The organism is Streptomyces sp. NPDC047081 (assembly GCF_040643775.1).
In the GTDB taxonomy this organism is placed as follows: Bacteria; Actinomycetota; Actinomycetes; order Streptomycetales; family Streptomycetaceae; genus Streptomyces.
Genome location: NZ_JBEYUY010000016.1, coordinates 188,030 through 203,002, shown reverse-complemented (window position 1 = coordinate 203,002; position 14,973 = coordinate 188,030). Strand labels below are relative to the sequence as shown.

General features: G+C 70.7%; 15 protein-coding genes and 1 pseudogene. 8 read left to right on the top strand and 8 right to left on the bottom strand.

Going from position 1 to position 14,973, the window contains the following annotated elements:
- A complete protein-coding gene (locus ABZ848_RS28805) occupies positions 1-735 on the bottom strand; it encodes an amino acid ABC transporter permease (protein WP_360836535.1) in 735 nt (244 codons plus the stop codon).
- A 90-nt stretch (positions 736-825) separates the two neighbouring features.
- Positions 826-1,641 carry a transporter substrate-binding domain-containing protein gene (locus ABZ848_RS28800; protein WP_360836533.1) on the bottom strand — a complete coding sequence of 272 codons (816 nt, stop codon included), beginning with the start codon at positions 1,639-1,641 and terminating at the stop codon, positions 826-828.
- 259 nt (positions 1,642-1,900) lie between these two features.
- On the opposite strand from ABZ848_RS28800, the gene ABZ848_RS28795 reads away from it, so the two are divergent.
- A complete protein-coding gene (locus ABZ848_RS28795) occupies positions 1,901-2,713 on the top strand; it encodes an IclR family transcriptional regulator (RefSeq protein WP_360836532.1) in 813 nt (270 codons plus the stop codon).
- A gap of 6 nt (positions 2,714-2,719) precedes the next feature.
- Here the strand turns inward: ABZ848_RS28795 and ABZ848_RS28790 are convergent, their stop codons facing one another.
- The gene (locus tag ABZ848_RS28790) at positions 2,720-2,848 is read right to left on the bottom strand and encodes a DUF397 domain-containing protein (protein ID WP_360836530.1); all 129 of its coding nucleotides are present in this window, start codon (positions 2,846-2,848) and stop codon (positions 2,720-2,722) included.
- Between the two features lie 90 nt (positions 2,849-2,938).
- Between ABZ848_RS28790 and ABZ848_RS28785 the strand changes: the two are divergent.
- A pseudogene (locus ABZ848_RS28785) lies at positions 2,939-3,480 on the top strand (hypothetical protein); the annotation flags it as partial.
- Between the two features lie 19 nt (positions 3,481-3,499).
- Here ABZ848_RS28785 and ABZ848_RS28780 read toward each other — a convergent pair.
- Entirely contained in the window at positions 3,500-4,585 is a 1,086-nt protein-coding gene (locus ABZ848_RS28780) for a DUF5937 family protein (protein WP_360836529.1), read from the bottom strand.
- Positions 4,586-4,685: 100 nt separating this feature from the next.
- Between ABZ848_RS28780 and ABZ848_RS28775 the strand changes: the two genes are divergently transcribed.
- Together ABZ848_RS28775 and ABZ848_RS28770 are read left to right on the top strand one after the other, a co-directional pair.
- A complete protein-coding gene (locus ABZ848_RS28775; RefSeq protein ID WP_360836527.1) occupies positions 4,686-5,912 on the top strand; it encodes an MFS transporter in 1,227 nt (408 codons plus the stop codon).
- 116 nt (positions 5,913-6,028) lie between these two features.
- Entirely contained in the window at positions 6,029-6,757 is a 729-nt protein-coding gene (locus tag ABZ848_RS28770) for a DUF1707 domain-containing protein (RefSeq protein WP_360836526.1), read from the top strand.
- Between the two features lie 18 nt (positions 6,758-6,775).
- Here the strand turns inward: ABZ848_RS28770 and ABZ848_RS28765 are convergent, their stop codons facing one another.
- From ABZ848_RS28765 to ABZ848_RS28755, 3 genes are all read right to left on the bottom strand, one after another.
- Complete coding sequence (locus tag ABZ848_RS28765) at positions 6,776-6,997, bottom strand: helix-turn-helix transcriptional regulator (protein WP_360836524.1); 222 nt, start codon at positions 6,995-6,997, stop codon at positions 6,776-6,778.
- The gene (locus tag ABZ848_RS28760; RefSeq protein ID WP_360836523.1) at positions 6,997-7,488 is read right to left on the bottom strand and encodes a DUF2975 domain-containing protein; all 492 of its coding nucleotides are present in this window, start codon (positions 7,486-7,488) and stop codon (positions 6,997-6,999) included. The genes ABZ848_RS28765 and ABZ848_RS28760 overlap by 1 nt, the downstream gene beginning before the upstream one ends.
- Before the next feature lie 75 nt (positions 7,489-7,563).
- A complete protein-coding gene (locus ABZ848_RS28755) occupies positions 7,564-8,817 on the bottom strand; it encodes an FAD-dependent monooxygenase (RefSeq protein WP_360836521.1) in 1,254 nt (417 codons plus the stop codon).
- 78 nt (positions 8,818-8,895) lie between these two features.
- On the opposite strand from ABZ848_RS28755, the gene ABZ848_RS28750 reads away from it, so the two are divergent.
- Positions 8,896-9,456, top strand: a complete 561-nt coding sequence (locus tag ABZ848_RS28750; RefSeq protein WP_360836594.1) for a TetR/AcrR family transcriptional regulator C-terminal domain-containing protein — start codon at positions 8,896-8,898, stop codon at positions 9,454-9,456.
- 11 nt (positions 9,457-9,467) lie between these two features.
- Here the strand turns inward: ABZ848_RS28750 and ABZ848_RS28745 are convergent, their stop codons facing one another.
- Positions 9,468-10,250, bottom strand: coding sequence for a DUF5995 family protein (locus ABZ848_RS28745; RefSeq protein ID WP_360836519.1), 783 nt, complete (start codon positions 10,248-10,250; stop codon positions 9,468-9,470).
- 202 nt (positions 10,251-10,452) lie between these two features.
- Between ABZ848_RS28745 and ABZ848_RS28740 the strand changes: the two genes are divergently transcribed.
- From ABZ848_RS28740 to ABZ848_RS28730, 3 genes are read left to right on the top strand one after another with little or no spacing between them, the layout of a single operon-like run.
- Positions 10,453-11,490 (top strand): LacI family DNA-binding transcriptional regulator, encoded by a 1,038-nt coding sequence (locus ABZ848_RS28740; protein WP_360836517.1) that lies wholly within the window; start codon positions 10,453-10,455, stop codon positions 11,488-11,490.
- Complete coding sequence (locus ABZ848_RS28735; RefSeq protein WP_360836515.1) at positions 11,487-13,016, top strand: sugar ABC transporter ATP-binding protein; 1,530 nt, start codon at positions 11,487-11,489, stop codon at positions 13,014-13,016. The genes ABZ848_RS28740 and ABZ848_RS28735 overlap by 4 nt, the downstream gene beginning before the upstream one ends.
- Complete coding sequence (locus tag ABZ848_RS28730) at positions 13,006-14,955, top strand: substrate-binding domain-containing protein (RefSeq protein WP_360836514.1); 1,950 nt, start codon at positions 13,006-13,008, stop codon at positions 14,953-14,955. The genes ABZ848_RS28735 and ABZ848_RS28730 overlap by 11 nt, the downstream gene beginning before the upstream one ends.
- The last annotated feature ends 18 nt before the right edge of the window (positions 14,956-14,973 follow it).

Here is a 14,973-nt window from a genome sequence, read left to right as displayed (position 1 = left end):
TCAGGCCTCCTTCGGGGCGGGCCGCGCGGGCAGCAGACGTCGTACGGCGCTCAGCGGGCGGGGGCGCGGGGAGGGCCGTAGCGGAGGCTTGAAGGCGACGCGGCCGACGAGACCCGCCACCAGCACCACCGCGTTGGTGAGGACCAGGTAGAGGATCGCGGCGATGCCGAAGACCTGGACGGTCAGCAGGGTGCGGGAGTTGATGACCATGGCGGTGCCGGTGAGTTCGGGCACCGAGATGGCGGAGAGCAGGGACGAGCCGAGGATGATCTGCACCAGCTGGTTGACGACGGCCGGGTAGACGTTGCGCAGCGCCTGCGGGAGTACGACGTGCGCGAAGGTGCGGGCCGGGCTCAGGGCGAGCACCCGGGCGGCCTCGCGCTGGCCGCGCGGGACGGCCTGGATGCCGGCGCGGAAGATCTCGGTGAGGTAGGCGCCGACGTTCACGCCGAGGGCGAGGACGCCCGCCTGCACCGGGCTCAGCCGCAGGCCGGCCGACGGGAGGGCGAAGTAGGCGACGAACATCTGCAGCAGTACGGGGGTGTTGCGGATGACCTCGACGTACGCGGCGGCGGGTGCGCGCAGCACGAGGAGGCGGGATCCGCGGGCGAGCGCGCCGAGCAGGCCGAGCGTGAAGGCGAGTACGAAGGCTTCCAGTGACAGCCGCAGGGACAGCCAGGCGGCGTCCAGATAGGTGGGCCAGTCCCGGAGGGCATAGCTCCAGTCGACGAACATGGGACTCCTCCCGGGGCGGCGGGGACGATCTCCTCCGCCGCCCGGCCGGGACTCAGTGGTTCAAGGTCAGCAGGACGGTCGGCAGGACCGTCAGTAGGACGGGTTGAGCGGGTAGGGGCGGTCGACGCCGAACCACTTCTTGTAGAGGTCGGCGGCCTGCCCGGAGGTGTTGAACTCCCGCAGCCAGGTGTTGACCCACTGGAGCCAGGTGGCGTCGCCGAGCGGGACGCCGATGCCGTTGTACTCCAGCGGTACGACGGAGTCCTTGGTGACCTTCAGCGAGGGGTCCTGCTTGGCCTGGTAGTTGAGGAAGTTGGAGTCCTCGACCATCGCGTCGGCCTGGCCCTGCTTGACCGCGAGGACGGCGGCGGACGAGGTGTCGTACTCCTGGATCTTCGCCTTGGGGTTGCCGGCCTTGACCGCGTCGCCGTTGGTGGAACCCTTGGTGACGGCGACCGTCTTGCCGGTGAGGTCCTTGAGGGTGTCGATGCCGCTGGACTTCTTCACCAGCAGCACCTCGCCCGCGACGATGTACGGGTCGCTGAAGGAGACCTGCTTCGCGCGCTCGGCGGTGGTGGTGAAGTTGCAGACGACCGCGTCGACCTTCTTGGTCTGGAGGTTCGGGATGCGGTTGGCGGAGGTGGTGTCGACGATGTGCACCTTGACGCCGAGCGCGGTGGCCATGGCGGTGGCGACGTCGACGTCGAAGCCCTGCGGCTTGTTGCTCTTGTCCATCGAGCCGAACGGCGGGAACGTCAGGCAGCTGGCGACGTTGAGGGTGCCGCGCTTGATGACGGTCTGAAGCGTCGAGGAGGTCTGACCGGAGGACGAGCCGGAGGTGCCGGCGGAGGCGGAGGTGCAGGCGGACAGGGATGCGACGGCGGTCACACCGATACAAATCGCCATCAGATTGCGGGTACCGTGACGAAATCTCATCACTTGAGTTCCCTTCCGGGAGGGTGCGAGGGGAGCCGGGAGGCGGGAGCCAGGAGGCGGGGGCCGGGGGCCGAAAAGGTGAAGCGTGTCCGGTGAAGCGTGTCCTGCAATGCAAAACGTCGTTTCGCATTGCGTTGGCGAGAAGTTAGCCCGGACCCCCGAGGTCGTCAACGGCGGATTTCAATATGTAACATTCAGTTTTGCAATGCAGTACGGTAGGGTGCGCGGCGTGACCTCTCCAGACGCCCCGGACGCGCCCGAAACCCGCCGTAACTCCTCGTCGTCCCTGCGACGCGCGCTGAGCATCCTGATGTACCTGGCCGAGGACGACGGCCACCCGCACGGCACGTCCCTGACGGACCTCGCGACCGGCCTCCAGCTGAGCAAGAGCACGGTTCTACGGCTCCTCGCCCCCCTCCGTGACACCCGCCTGGTCGACCAGGACCCGGAGAACGGCCACTACCGGCTCGGCCCGCAGAACGCGCTGCTCGGCCAGGTGTACCTGGAGCGCCTCGACATCCGCCGCACGGCGTCGCCCCTGCTGCACCGGCTCGCCCAGGAGGCGCGCGAGGCCGTGCACCTGGTCAGCTTCGACCCGCCGGAGATCGTCTACATCGACAAGGTGGAGAGCCCGCAGGCGGTACGGATGCACTCGCGTGTGGGCGGACGGCAGCCGGCGTACTGCACGGCGACGGGCAAGGCGTTCCTCGCGCACGCGGCGGACGAGATCCTCGACGGGGTGATCGCGGCGGGGCTCCCCGCGCGCACGCCGGCCACGATCACGGCGCCCGACCAGTTGCGCGCCGACCTCGCGCTCATCCGCGAGCGCGGTTACGCCATCGACGACGTGGAGAACGAACTCGACATCCGCTGCGTGGCGGCACCGGCGTTCAACCACGCCGGCGCGGTGGTGACGGCGATCAGCATCTCGGGACCGGCGTCCCGGGTGACGCACGAACGACTGCCGGAGATCGGGCGCCGGGTGACCGAGACGGCACGTGAACTCACGGAACTGCTGGGCGGGGTGGCGCCGACGCCTTGACCGGCGTCAGGAGTGGGGGTGCCGGGACTTGTTGAGGGCTTCGAGGAAGGCGGTGAAGGTGGGGGTGGTGGCTATCTCCACGCACTCGTTGCCGTCGCCGGGGCCCGAGTAGGACGACTTCCGCCAATTGTCCATGGGGACCTCACAGTTCCTTCGTCAGCCTGTGGATGAACTCACGCGACTGTTCGGGGGCGGAGGAGGGGCGGGGGCTGTGGCTGGTGCGGGCATTACCTCAGCTACCTGTACGAGAAGTACCGCTGCGAGCCCGTCCTCATCGTCACCACGCAGAGCAGTACGACGGCCAAGTGGGCCTCCCAGCCGATCCGGTTCGGCTTCCGGGGCTGGCACTCGATGACGGTACGGCCCCTGGTTCTCGGTCCGGACAGCGTCCCGTTGATCACCGACGAACGGCAGGCCGAGAAGGACGTACCCCTTGCGGTGCTGTCGGCGATGACACACGGCCGTGGACCGCAGGCTTCGTGCAGTTTGTCGACTCCTGCCTGGCCGACCCCCAGGCAAAGCAGATGTGGAGGCGACACCCGCTCGCGGAGCAGGTGCGTGAGGAGGGGCGGGAGCAAGGCCGAGAGGAGGGTCGGGCCGAAGCCAAAGCCGAGATGATCCTGCACATCCTGGAGTGGCGCGAGCTTCCGGTGCCCGATGACGTACGCGAACGAGTTCTGTCCTGCACGGATCTCGATCAGTTGGAGTCCTGGGCGCAGCGAGCCATGCACGTCAGGAACCCGGCGGAGTTGTTCAGCACGGAGTGAGGGCCGCCGCCCCAGCCGCTCAGCGCAGGACCGCTGCCAGCAAGTCCGTGCCCAGTGCCGTCGTCTCGCGGACGTTGAGGGTGTAGTGGACGTAGCGGCCCTGCCGCTGGGAGGTGAGCAGGCCCGCGCGGCGCAAGACCGCGAGGTGGCGGGAGATCTCCGGGAGGGAGAGGTCCCAGGCGTCGGCCAGCTCGCCGGGGGTGTGCGGGCCGCGGGCCAGGGTGCGCAGGAGGCGGAGTCGTACCGGGTGGGCGAGGGCCTCCAGCCGGAGGGTGACCGTTTCCAGCGGTACCGGGTCCGATGGGGTCGGCTCGGCCACCGGGTACTGGACCACCGGCTGCCAGCCCGCCGCGTGCACGGCCACCAGATGCGGGCGGCCGAAGGCACTTGGGATGAAAGTGACGCCGGTGCCGTGAGCCGCCGTCGCGTTGTCCTGGAGTTTGTCCACGAGGATGCTGTCGCCGTCCGGGGCCAGGGTCACCGCGCCGGAGACCGAGGCGAGCGCCGGCCCGATGCCCTGGTGTTTCAGGAGGTCGTTCTTCAGCCGTAGGTCGGTGGCCAATTGGACGGCGGCGCCCCTCCAGGCGGCTTCGAAGAACGCCTCGGCACACTCTTCGAGGGTTTGGCGCACCCTCGCCCGCACCGCCGCCGGGTCCGCCAGCAGCCGTTCCGCGAACGCCTCCTGGAGCGCGCCGCGGGCCTGCGCCAGGTCCAGGGCCCGCTCGCGCGCCGCCGGGTCGGCCAGCGGCGACGGCGCGGCGAAGTGAACCCGGTTGCTGCCGCACGTGGTGACGAGCGCCGCGGTCACGTACGTCTCGTCGTCAATGCGGTCCACGTCGTCCAGTTCCTCGGCGAGGGTCTGCCGGGGCCGGGCGGGCACCAGGAAATCGGCCCGTGAGGAACGCCAGAGGAACTCCGCCTCCCGCAGTCGTTCGGCCAGCTCCGGCGGCAGCCCGGACCAGACGTCCCCGGCCCAGTCGGCCAGCCGCGGGTGGTGCGCGGGTTCGGCCAGGACGTGCAGCATCGCGGTCAGTTCGGCCAGCGGGGACGCGGCGAACCGCAGTCGCTCGGCCGGCAGCCCGGTGATGTCGATGCGCAGCGTCATCCCGTCATCATCCCTGGTCGGACGGCGGCTTACGGGGTCGCTTGACGATGTCCGTCAAGCGGCGTGCCGCGTCCGGCGGCCCGGCACGACCGTTGGCGCCATGGCGAGCACCAACACCAGCACCAGCAGCGGCACCAGCAGCGGCAGCGGCAGCGGCATCCGTCCCCGCGCCCTCGTCCGTGCCTCCGGAGGGCCCCGCTACGCCGTCGCCCTCGCCGTGGACGCCCTCGGCACCGGCCTGCTGCGGCCCTTTCTGCTCCTCTACGGCGTGACGGTGCTCGGGCTGTCCGCGCCGGTGACCGGCACCGCCATGACGGGCGGCGTCGTCGCGGGGCTCGGGTGCATGCCCGCGGTGGGGCGATGGCTGGACCGGGGAGCGCGCAGTGCGGTCGTTGCCGCGTCGATGCTGGTCCGGGTGGTCGGCGTGGTGCTACTGCTGGTCACCCCCACCGGGAACGCCTGGCTGTTCGCCACCGCCGCGCTCTTCCTCGGCATCGGCAACCAGGCCTGGCCCGCCGCCCACGCCGCCCTCGTCGCCACGGTCGCCCACGGCCGCGAACGCGACGCCGCCCTCGCCGGGGGCCGCGCCCTGCGCAACGCCGGTCTGGGCGTCGGGGCGCTCCTCGCCACCGCGTGCCTGGCGGGCGGCACCGCGGCCTTGCAGGCGCTGGCCTCCGTCACCGGGCTCGCCTACCTCGCCGCGGCCGCCCTGGCGTGGTCGGTACGGGTGCACGCGGATCCGGCGGGGACCGCGCCGGCCGAGGACGGGGACGACGAGCCCGCACCCCGGATGCGCACGCTCCTGGCCGCCAACGTGATCTACGTCTTCTGCCTCAACGTCCCCGAAATCGCGCTCCCCCTGGTCCTGGTGACGCAGCTGCACGCCTCCCCTGTGTGGTCGGCGGCCATATTCGTGGCCAACACGGTGTTGGTGGTCGCTCTGCAGGTTCCGGTCACCGTTCTGCTGTCCCGCTTTCCCCACCGGTCCGTGCTGGCCATCGCCGGCGTGGTGCTCACCGCCTCCTACCTCGGCTTCCTCGCGGCCACCTCGCTGGGGCACGGCTGGGGTGCCCCGGCCGTCGCCGCGGTGTCCGTGGTCTGCACGCTCGGCGAGATCGTCTACGCCGGCAGCGCCACCGCGCTCGTCACCGCCCTCGCCCCGGCGTACGTCCTGGGACGCGCCCTCGCCCGCTTCCAGCTCTCCACGGGCTTCGGCCTCGCAGCCTCCCCGGCGGTCATCACCGCTCTCGCACCCCACGGCCCGGCCGCCCTCTGGGGCAGCCTCGCCGCCGCGACGCTTCTCTCGGCCGCCGCCGTGGCCCGGTGAGCGTGCGCGATCACCACCGAACCGGCCCCCGGGACACGGTTGTTGTGGCGACCCGGCCTCGGCATGATGGACGGCACCGTACGCACGTGCCAACGATGTCGGACCAGGACGGAAGCATGTCGGGAGACCTCTCGCCCACCGGGAAGCGCTCCGGCGCCGACTCGTCGCCCGAGCTGCAGGGCTCTCATCCCGCGCCGCGAGCATCTCATCCCGAGCCGCAGGCTTCTCATCCCGAGCTGAGGGCCTCCCACGCCGACCGGGACCGGGTCGTGGACGTGCTGCGGGTCGCCGCCGGGGACGGTCGGCTCACCGCGGACGAGCTGGACGAGCGGCTGGAAGTCGCCCTGTCCGCGCGGACACTGAGCGAACTCGCCCCGCTCACCGCCGACCTGCCGCCGGTGTCGGCCATGAGCGGCGGCGCGACCGGCGTCGAGGCCAAGGACCTGGTCCGGATCGAGCAGGTCCACAGCGGGGCCGTCGAGCGCGTGGGGCGCTGGGTCGTGCCGCGGAGAATGGAACTCGCGGTGACGTTCTGCAAGGTGACCCTCGACTTCACCGAGGCCGTGATCACGCACGACACCCTGCGGATCGACCTGGCGATGACGGGGAAGACGCTGACCCTGGTCACGAGGCCGGGGATCGTCGTCGACACCGACGGTCTGCAACTGGTGCACGCGAGGATCAAGTCGCGGCCCGCTCCTACGGATCCCGCTGCGCCGGTCGTTCTGCGCGTGGAGCTCGTCGGGCAGAAGGCGCACGGCCGTGTGGTGGTACGGCCGCCCCGGCGGACCTTCGGGCAGTGGCTGCTGCGGCGCAGGCCCGCGCCGCCTGCCGAGAAAACCTGATCCCACCCCACGGCCCCGTCACGCCTCCACCACGTCCTCCGCCTCCCAGCGCAGCAAGTCCCCCGGCTGGCACTCGAGTACCTCGCAGAGCGCGGCGAGTGTCGTGAAGCGCACCGCCTTCGCGCGGCCGTTCTTGAGGACGGCCAGGTTGGCGGGCGTGATCCCGACGCGGTCCGCCAACTCCCCCACGGACATCTTCCGCTTCGCCAGCATCACGTCGATGTCGACGGCGATCGGCATCAGATCACCTCGTCCAACTCGGCCTGCATCTGCGCCGCTTCCACGTCGCGCGCGACGGCCTGGGCGAGCAGCATGCGCAGCACGAGCACGATGAGCGCGACGCCCAGGATGGCGACGCCGATCCCGGCCATGATGACGGTGACGCCCGGGTCGTCCCGCTGGCCCGGCGCGTTGATGCCCGTGACGGTGAACCACACGAGGGCGGCCGACACGATCGCGCCGATCACGATGTCCACGTAACGGAAGGCGTCGTGGGAGAACACGGTCCCGCGGCGCACCATCGTCACCAGCCGCCATACGCAGACCACGGCGACCTGGACCGACACCATGCCCAGGATCGTGACGATCCGCAGCGGTGTCAGCGGGACCGAACCGTCCTCCGGATCGTTCCCGCTGACCAACGTCCACACCAGCCCCGCCTGCACGAACAAGGTGCCGACGAACACCACCCCGAGCACGGCACACAACGCCCGCACCGCCAGCTTTCCCATGACTCACCCTTCGATCGACTCGCGATGGGAATCTATCGAATGTCGATAGGTAGGGCAAGGGGTGGGGTGCCGTGATCACCCCTGGGCGGCCACGAGGGTCGGGAGCTCCGGGAGGTGCCAGTCGCCGCCGCGGTCCTCTTTGGAGAAGCGCGCCACCAGGTCGGGGACGCGCAACGCCGTCGCCAGGCCCGTGACGGCGAGGAACGCGTCTATCGCCCGCCGGGTCATCGGCAGACCGATCCGCAGGAGGCGCGGGTCGACCCGGCTCTGGATCGCGTCGACGAAGGGCCGCAGCGTGGTGTCGTAGCCGGCCAGCGCGGTCGGCAGGTCGTCCGGGTGGCGGTTGATCTCGCCTGCCAGGACGTACGCGCCGACCAGGCCGCCCGAGATGCCCATGCCGCTGTACGGGGAGGCGCAGTGCGCGGCGTCGCCCGCCAGGACCACCCGGCCCCGGGACCACGCGTCGGTGCGCACCTGGACGATCTCCTGGGAGTAGAAGAACGGGCTCGCCTCCATGCCCTCGACGAAGCGCCCGGTCTGCCATCCGGCGTCGCGGAACCTGCCCGCCCAGAACTCCCGCTGCCGCTCGACCGGCTCGCGGTGGACGGCCGAGGCCTCCTCGGAGTCCTCCCGCAGCACGAAGTACACCTGCGACTCGGTCGGATTGTGACTGCGGCGCATGATCTGGCGGCCGCCCGGGATCATGTACGTGTCCCGGATGTTGCCGTCGGAGGCGATGCGCGGGACGAACCAGTAGGCCATGTGGATGCCGAGCCGCCGGTACGGGTCGGGGCCCTCCGGGAGAAGCGCCCGCCGGATGCGTGAGCTCTGCCCGTCCGCACCGACCAGGAGGTCGAACTCCCGGGACGATCCGTCGGAGAAGTGCCCGACGACGTGGTCGTCACCCTGGTCGAAGCCGTCGACGCTCAGCCCGAAGACGTACTCCACGTCGTCCTTCACGGCGTCGTACAGGATGCGCACCAGGTCGCCGCGCATGATCTCGTACTCCGACGTGAGGGACTGGCGGCCCCGGCCGGAGGTGTTGGCCATGATCGTCGCCCGGGGTCTGCCGTCGGCGTCGATGAGGGCGACGCCCGCCTCGTCCACGAGCCGGCCGCGGACCGCGCCGAGGAGACCCATGCGCCTCACGGCCTCGATGCCCTGGCCCCGCAGGTCGACCTGGGCGCCGGTCGCCCGCAGCACCGGAAAGCGCTCGACGACGGTCACCCGGTGGCCGCCCCGCGCCAGCCAGAAGGCCAGGGCCTGCCCCGCGATCCCGCCACCGGCGACGAGAACCCGCAGAGACTTCGCACGCGGTCCGGGTGCCATTGCCCTCACCTCAGAATCTATCAGTGAATGATTTTCTCCAGAGTCGTCTATCAGCGATAGATTGTCAACGTGACCAAGATGAACCGAGAGAACGTCGTCACCGAGGCGCTCGACCTCCTCGACGAGGTCGGGCTCGACACCGTCAGCACCAGACGGCTGGCGAAGCGGCTGGGCGTCGAACAGCCGTCGCTCTACTGGTACTTCGGCACGAAGAAGGACCTGCTGGCCGCCATGGCGGAGGTCGCCATGGCGCCGCACGCGAAGGCGCCGCTGCCGGAGCCCGGCGACGACTGGCGCGCGTGGTTCCTGGACAACACGCGCAGCTTCCGGCGCACCCTGCTCATGCGCCGCGACGGCGCACGGCTGCACGCCGGCAGCACCCCGACCGCCGACCTGGACCGGATCGGCCGCAAGATGGACTTCCTCGTCGCCTCCGGCGTGCCCGAGCAGCACGCCCGTATGGCCATGCTGGCGGCCAGTCGCTTCACGGTCGGCAGCGTCCTGGAGGAGCAGGCGGAGGCACAGTACGGGGACAGCGCGGAGCTGCCGGCGGGCGTGCCGGTGATCGACCACGAGTCGGCGTTCGAGGCGGGGCTGGCTCTGATCGTGGACGGTCTCGCGCGACACGTGGAGGCGTAGCCCCGGCCCCCCTAGCCGGCCGAGGCAGCCCCCATCGCGCTGTCCAGGTGCCTGATGACCGTGGGTACGTCGTCCTCCTCGGTCCTGCGGATCAGCTCCAGGGCCGGGCGGACCAGGCCCCCCGGGTGGGCTATCAGGCGGGCCAGCACGCCTGCCCTGATGTCCAGGCGGTCGATGGTGACCGCGCGCTGCTCCTCCGTCTGGCCGGCCAGCAGGACCGCGTTGTACCAGGCCTCCTCGCGGGACTGGCGGATGCTGAAGTCGAGGATCTGCTCGTCCGTGCGGCCCCCGACCTTGTCCAGCAGCGACATGAACGGCGACAGCGCGTCGACCGAGTCCTGCACCGCCAGGACCACGCTCGCGAGGATGTCGTTGATCAGCAGGAAGTCGTTGCGCAGCTCCTGGATGTCCTCGCCGGGGCTGGTCCGCGCCGCCGCCACGGCCAGGTCCAGGTTGATGTGCGCGTTCACGCCCAGCAGCAGGTGCTGGACGATGACGGTGTCGGCGTCGTCGAGCAGCCCGAAGGTCTCGCGCCAGCAGCGCGGCCCACTGCCGTCGCGGATCCAGGCGTCGTGCGCCTCGAAGTAGCGGTTGCCGAAGTGCGTGTCGAAGCGGTCCATCCGCGGGCCGTCCTCGAAGCGGCCGGCGTGGATCGCCTTGCGGACCTCGACCGTCACCTGTCTGTAGAGCGCCGCGAAGTAGCCGATCCGGTCGGCGTCGGCGGTCGCCTTCCGGATGATCCCGGCCAGCCCGTCCACGACATCGTCGATATCCTGCGCCACCGTGCCCACCATGCCCAACTCCCTCTCCTGACAGGACAGTTCGGCCCGCACCCGCCCGCCGCGGCCCTCGGTGCCGATTAAAGCCCCGTCCGGCCCCCGCCCGCCGGGGAACATCACGATCCGGTTTCGGGGTCTTGCGCGGCCACCGTGTAATCGATTCCAATCCTCGGTACACAGAGCCGTGTAATCGATTCCACGAGGAGGTGGGGCGGCGATGGCGAGCATCAAGGACGTCGCTGCCGAGGCGGGGGTCTCCGTCGCCACGGTGTCGCGGGTTCTGAACGACCATCCGTCGGTCAGCGCCGACGCACGCGCGCGCGTGCTCGCCGCCGTCGAGGCGCTGGGCTACCGCCCGAACGCCGTCGCCCGCTCGCTGCGCACCGACCAGACCCACACCCTCGGCCTGGTCATCAGCGATGTGATGAACCCGTACTTCACCGAGCTGGCCCGATCGGTCGAGGAAGAGGCCCGCGCGCTCGGCTACAGCGTCATCATCGGCAACGCCGACGAGCGGCCCGAGCTCCAGGACCACCACGTACGGACGCTGCTCGACCGTCGTATCGACGGGCTGCTCGTCTCCCCCACCGACGGCGGGTCGCCGCTCATGCTGGACGCCGCCCGGGCCGGGACGCCCATGGTGTTCGTCGACCGGTGGATCCCGGGCGTGGACGTGCCGGTCGTCAGGGCCGACGGGCAGGCCGCCGTGCGGGATCTCGTCGCGCATCTGTACCGGCTGGGGCACCGGCGGCTCGCGATCATCGCGGGGCCCGCGGCCACCACCACCGGGCGCGAGCGGGTCGAGGCCTTCCGGGAGGCGCTCGGGGCGTACGGGCTCGGGCTGCCGGACGAGTACATCGGGCAGGGCGACTTCCAGGCCGAGAGCGGGCGGCGGGTCACCGAGGGGTTCCTGGACCTGCCCGAGCCGCCCGAGGTCGTGTTCGCGGCCGACAACCTGATGGCGCTCGGCGCGCTGGACGCGATCCGGGCGCGCGGGCTGTCAGTGCCATGTGACATAGCACTGGCCGCCTTCGACGACATCCCGTGGTTCGTGCACACCGATCCGCCGATCACCGCGATCGCCCAGCCCACGGGCGAGCTGGGCCGGGCCGCCGTACGCGCCCTGGTCGACCGCATCGAGGGGCGGCCCCCGCAGTCCGTCACCCTCCCCGCCCGTCTCGTCGCCCGCCGCTCCTGCGGCGAGGATCTGAGCCCCGGGCAGAACCAGACACCTGTGCAAAGGAGCACATCGTGAGCAACCGGGACGAGTTGCTTCGCATCGAAGGCATCCGCAAGACCTTTCCCGGCGTGGTCGCGCTCGACGGCGTCGACTTCGACCTGCGCCGGGGCGAGGTGCATGTGCTGCTCGGCGAGAACGGCGCCGGCAAGAGCACGCTGATCAAGATGCTGTCGGGCGCCTACCACCCCGACGAGGGCCGCGTCCTGGTGGACGGCGAGGAGGTGCACATCCGCCGGGCGCAGGACGCCGAGCGGCTGGGCATCGCCACCATCTACCAGGAGTTCAACCTCGTACCCGACCTGACGGTCGCCGAGAACATCTTCCTGGGCCGGCAGCCGCGCCGCCTCGGGATGATCGACCGGGGGCGCATGGAGGCCGACGCCGAGGTGCTGCTGAAGCGCGTCGGCGTGAACGTCTCGCCACGCGCGCGTGTACGTGAACTCGGCATCGCGCGCCTCCAGATGGTCGAGATCGCGAAGGCGCTGAGCCTGAACGCGCGCGTGCTCATCATGGACGAGCCGACCGCCGTACTCACCTCGGAGGAGGTGGAGAAGCTCTTCGTCATCGTGCGGCAGCTGCGCGAGGACGGGGTGGGGGTCGTCTTCATCACCCATCACCTGGAGGAGATCGCCGCCCTGGGTGACCGGGTCACGGTCATCCGGGACGGGAAGTCCGTCGGGCAGGTGCCCGCCACGACCGCCGAGGACGAGCTCGTACGGCTGATGGTGGGGCGGTCGATCGAGCAGCAGTACCCGCGTGAAGTGCCCGAGAAGGGCGCCGCGTTGCTCACCGTCGAGGGGCTGACCCGGGACGGCGTCTTCCACGACGTCGGCTTCGAGGTGCACGCCGGCGAGGTCGTCGGCATCGCCGGGCTCGTCGGGGCCGGACGCACCGAGGTCGTACGGGCCGTGTTCGGGGCGGACCCGTACGACAAGGGTGACGTGAAGGTCTCCGGAGCGCGGCTCAAGGGGCATGACGTCAACGCCGCCATGGCCGCCGGGATCGGGCTCGTGCCCGAGGACCGCAAGGGGCAGGGGCTGGTGCTCGACCAGACGGTCGAGGAGAACCTGGGCCTGGTGACCATGCGCGCCGCCACGCGCGCGGGGCTCGTCGACCGCAAGGGGCAGCACGAGGCGGCCGCCAGGATCGCCGGGCAGCTCGGGGTGCGGATGGCCGGACTGGGGCAGCAGGTACGGACGTTGTCCGGCGGCAACCAGCAGAAGGTCGTCATCGGCAAGTGGCTGCTCGCCGACACCAAGGTGCTCATCCTCGACGAGCCGACGCGCGGGATCGACGTCGGCGCCAAGGTCGAGATCTACCAGCTGATCAACGAACTCACGGCCGCCGGGGCCGCCGTACTGATGATCTCCAGCGATCTGCCCGAGGTGCTCGGCATGAGCGACCGGGTGCTGGTGATGGCGCAGGGCCGGATCGCGGGCGAACTCGCCGCCGCCGACGCCACCCAGGACGCCGTGATGGCCCTCGCGGTCAGCAACCCCACGAACGAGAAGACCGAAACGGAGACCGGCCGTGGCCACTGACACGCTCAAGAGCCGGGCGGGCGCCGACAGCGCGACGAACGGACTGCGCCGCCTGCTCCTCGACAACGGCGCGCTCACCGCGCTGATCGTCCTGGTCATCGCCCTGTCGGCGCTGTCCGGTGACTTCCTGACCACCGACAACCTGCTCAACGTCGGCGTCCAGGCGGCCGTGACCGCCGTCCTCGCCTTCGGCGTCACCTTCGTGATCGTCTCGGCGGGCATCGACCTGTCGGTCGGCTCGGTCGCGGCCCTCTCCGCCACCGTCCTCGCCTGGAGCGCCACTTCGCACGGCGTGCCGGTCCTCCTCGCCGTGATCCTGGCCGTCGCGACCGGCATAGCGGCCGGACTCGTCAACGGTTTCCTGATCGCGTACGGCAAACTGCCGCCGTTCATCGCGACGCTGGCGATGCTGTCGGTGGCGCGCGGTCTGTCCCTGGTGATCTCCGAGGGCTCCCCGATCCCCTTCCCGGACTCGGTCTCGCACCTCGGCGACACGCTCGGCGGCTGGCTGCCGGTGCCGGTCCTGGTCATGGTCGTCATGGGGCTCATCGCGGCCTTCGTGCTCAGACGGACGTACATCGGCCGCTCCATGTACGCGATCGGCGGCAACGAGGAGGCCGCGCGACTGTCCGGTCTGCGGGTGAAGAAGCAGAAGCTCGCGATCTACGCGCTGTCCGGTGTGTTCGCCGCGGTCGCCGGCATCGTGCTCGCCTCCCGGCTCTCCTCCGCGCAGCCGCAGGCCGCCGACGGCTACGAGCTGGACGCGATCGCCGCGGTCGTCATCGGCGGCGCCTCGCTCGCGGGCGGCACGGGCAAGGCGTCCGGCACGCTGATCGGCGCGCTGATCCTGGCGGTGCTCAGGAACGGCCTCAACCTCCTGAACGTCTCCGCCTTCTGGCAGCAGGTCGTCATCGGTGTCGTCATCGCGCTCGCGGTGCTCCTCGACACGCTGCGGCGCAAGGCGGGCGCGACTCCGGTGGCCGCGGGCACGGGCGGCAACAAGGGCAAGCAGGCGGGGACGTACGCACTGGCGGCCGTGGTCACAGTGGCCCTGGTCGGCGCGACCTCCTTCCTCCACAACGGCGGCTCGTCCTCCACCACCCCGAAGATGGGCCTGTCCCTCTCCACCCTCAACAACCCCTTCTTCGTACAGATCCGCTCCGGCGCACAGGCCGAGGCGAAGAGGCTGGGCGTCGACCTGACCGTCACCGACGCCCAGAACGACGCCTCGCAGCAGGCCAACCAGCTGCAGAACTTCACCAGTTCGAACCTGGGCGCGATCATCGTCAACCCGGTGGACTCGGACGCGGCGAGCAACTCCGTCAAGGCCGCCGACAAGGCGAAGATCCCGGTCATCGCGGTCGACCGCGGGGTCAACAAGGCGACCGTGGACGCCCTCGTGGCCTCCGACAACGTCAAGGGCGGCGAGCTGGCCGCGCGGACGATCGGCGAGAAGCTCGGCGGCAAGGGCAAGATCGTCATCCTCCAGGGCCAGGCGGGCACTTCGGCGGCCCGGGAGCGCGCGGCCGGTTTCGCGGCGGGCCTCAAGGCCTACCCGGGCATCCAGGTCGTCGCCCAGCAGCCGGCGGACTTCGACCGCACCAAGGGCCTCGACGTGATGTCGAACCTGCTCCAGGCCCACCCGGACGTCCAGGGCGTCATCGCCGCCAACGACGAGATGGCGCTCGGCGCGATCAAGGCGCTGGGCTCCAAGGCCGGCAAGTCCGTGCAGGTCGTGGGCTTCGACGGAACTCCGGACGGCCTGACGGCCGTTGAGAAGGGCACGCTGTACGCGTCCGTGGCACAGCAGCCCTCGCAGCTGGGGAAGATCGCGGTGGACAACGCGCTCAAGGCGCTGCAGGGCAAGAAGGTCGAGGAGACGGTGAAGGTGCCGGTGAAGGTGGTCACGAAGGAGAACGTGGCCGGGTTCAGCGGCTGACGGGGCAACTCACCCAAC

Bases quoted from the DNA above. Each gene is read 5' to 3' on its own strand.
- ABZ848_RS28805 (WP_360836535.1), bottom strand. From the start codon at position 735: ATGTTCGTCGACTGGAGCTATGCCCTCCGGGACTGGCCCACCTATCTG.
- ABZ848_RS28800 (WP_360836533.1), bottom strand. From the start codon at position 1,641: ATGGCGATTTGTATCGGTGTGACCGCCGTCGCATCCCTGTCCGCCTGC.
- ABZ848_RS28790 (WP_360836530.1), bottom strand. From the start codon at position 2,848: ATGGACAATTGGCGGAAGTCGTCCTACTCGGGCCCCGGCGACGGCAAC.
- ABZ848_RS28780 (WP_360836529.1), bottom strand. From the start codon at position 4,585: ATGACGCTGCGCATCGACATCACCGGGCTGCCGGCCGAGCGACTGCGG.
- ABZ848_RS28775 (WP_360836527.1), top strand. From the start codon at position 4,686: ATGGCGAGCACCAACACCAGCACCAGCAGCGGCACCAGCAGCGGCAGC.
- ABZ848_RS28770 (WP_360836526.1), top strand. From the start codon at position 6,029: ATGTCGGGAGACCTCTCGCCCACCGGGAAGCGCTCCGGCGCCGACTCG.
- ABZ848_RS28765 (WP_360836524.1), bottom strand. From the start codon at position 6,997: ATGCCGATCGCCGTCGACATCGACGTGATGCTGGCGAAGCGGAAGATG.
- ABZ848_RS28760 (WP_360836523.1), bottom strand. From the start codon at position 7,488: ATGGGAAAGCTGGCGGTGCGGGCGTTGTGTGCCGTGCTCGGGGTGGTG.
- ABZ848_RS28755 (WP_360836521.1), bottom strand. From the start codon at position 8,817: ATGGCACCCGGACCGCGTGCGAAGTCTCTGCGGGTTCTCGTCGCCGGT.
- ABZ848_RS28750 (WP_360836594.1), top strand. From the start codon at position 8,896: ATGAACCGAGAGAACGTCGTCACCGAGGCGCTCGACCTCCTCGACGAG.
- ABZ848_RS28745 (WP_360836519.1), bottom strand. From the start codon at position 10,250: ATGGTGGGCACGGTGGCGCAGGATATCGACGATGTCGTGGACGGGCTG.
- ABZ848_RS28740 (WP_360836517.1), top strand. From the start codon at position 10,453: ATGGCGAGCATCAAGGACGTCGCTGCCGAGGCGGGGGTCTCCGTCGCC.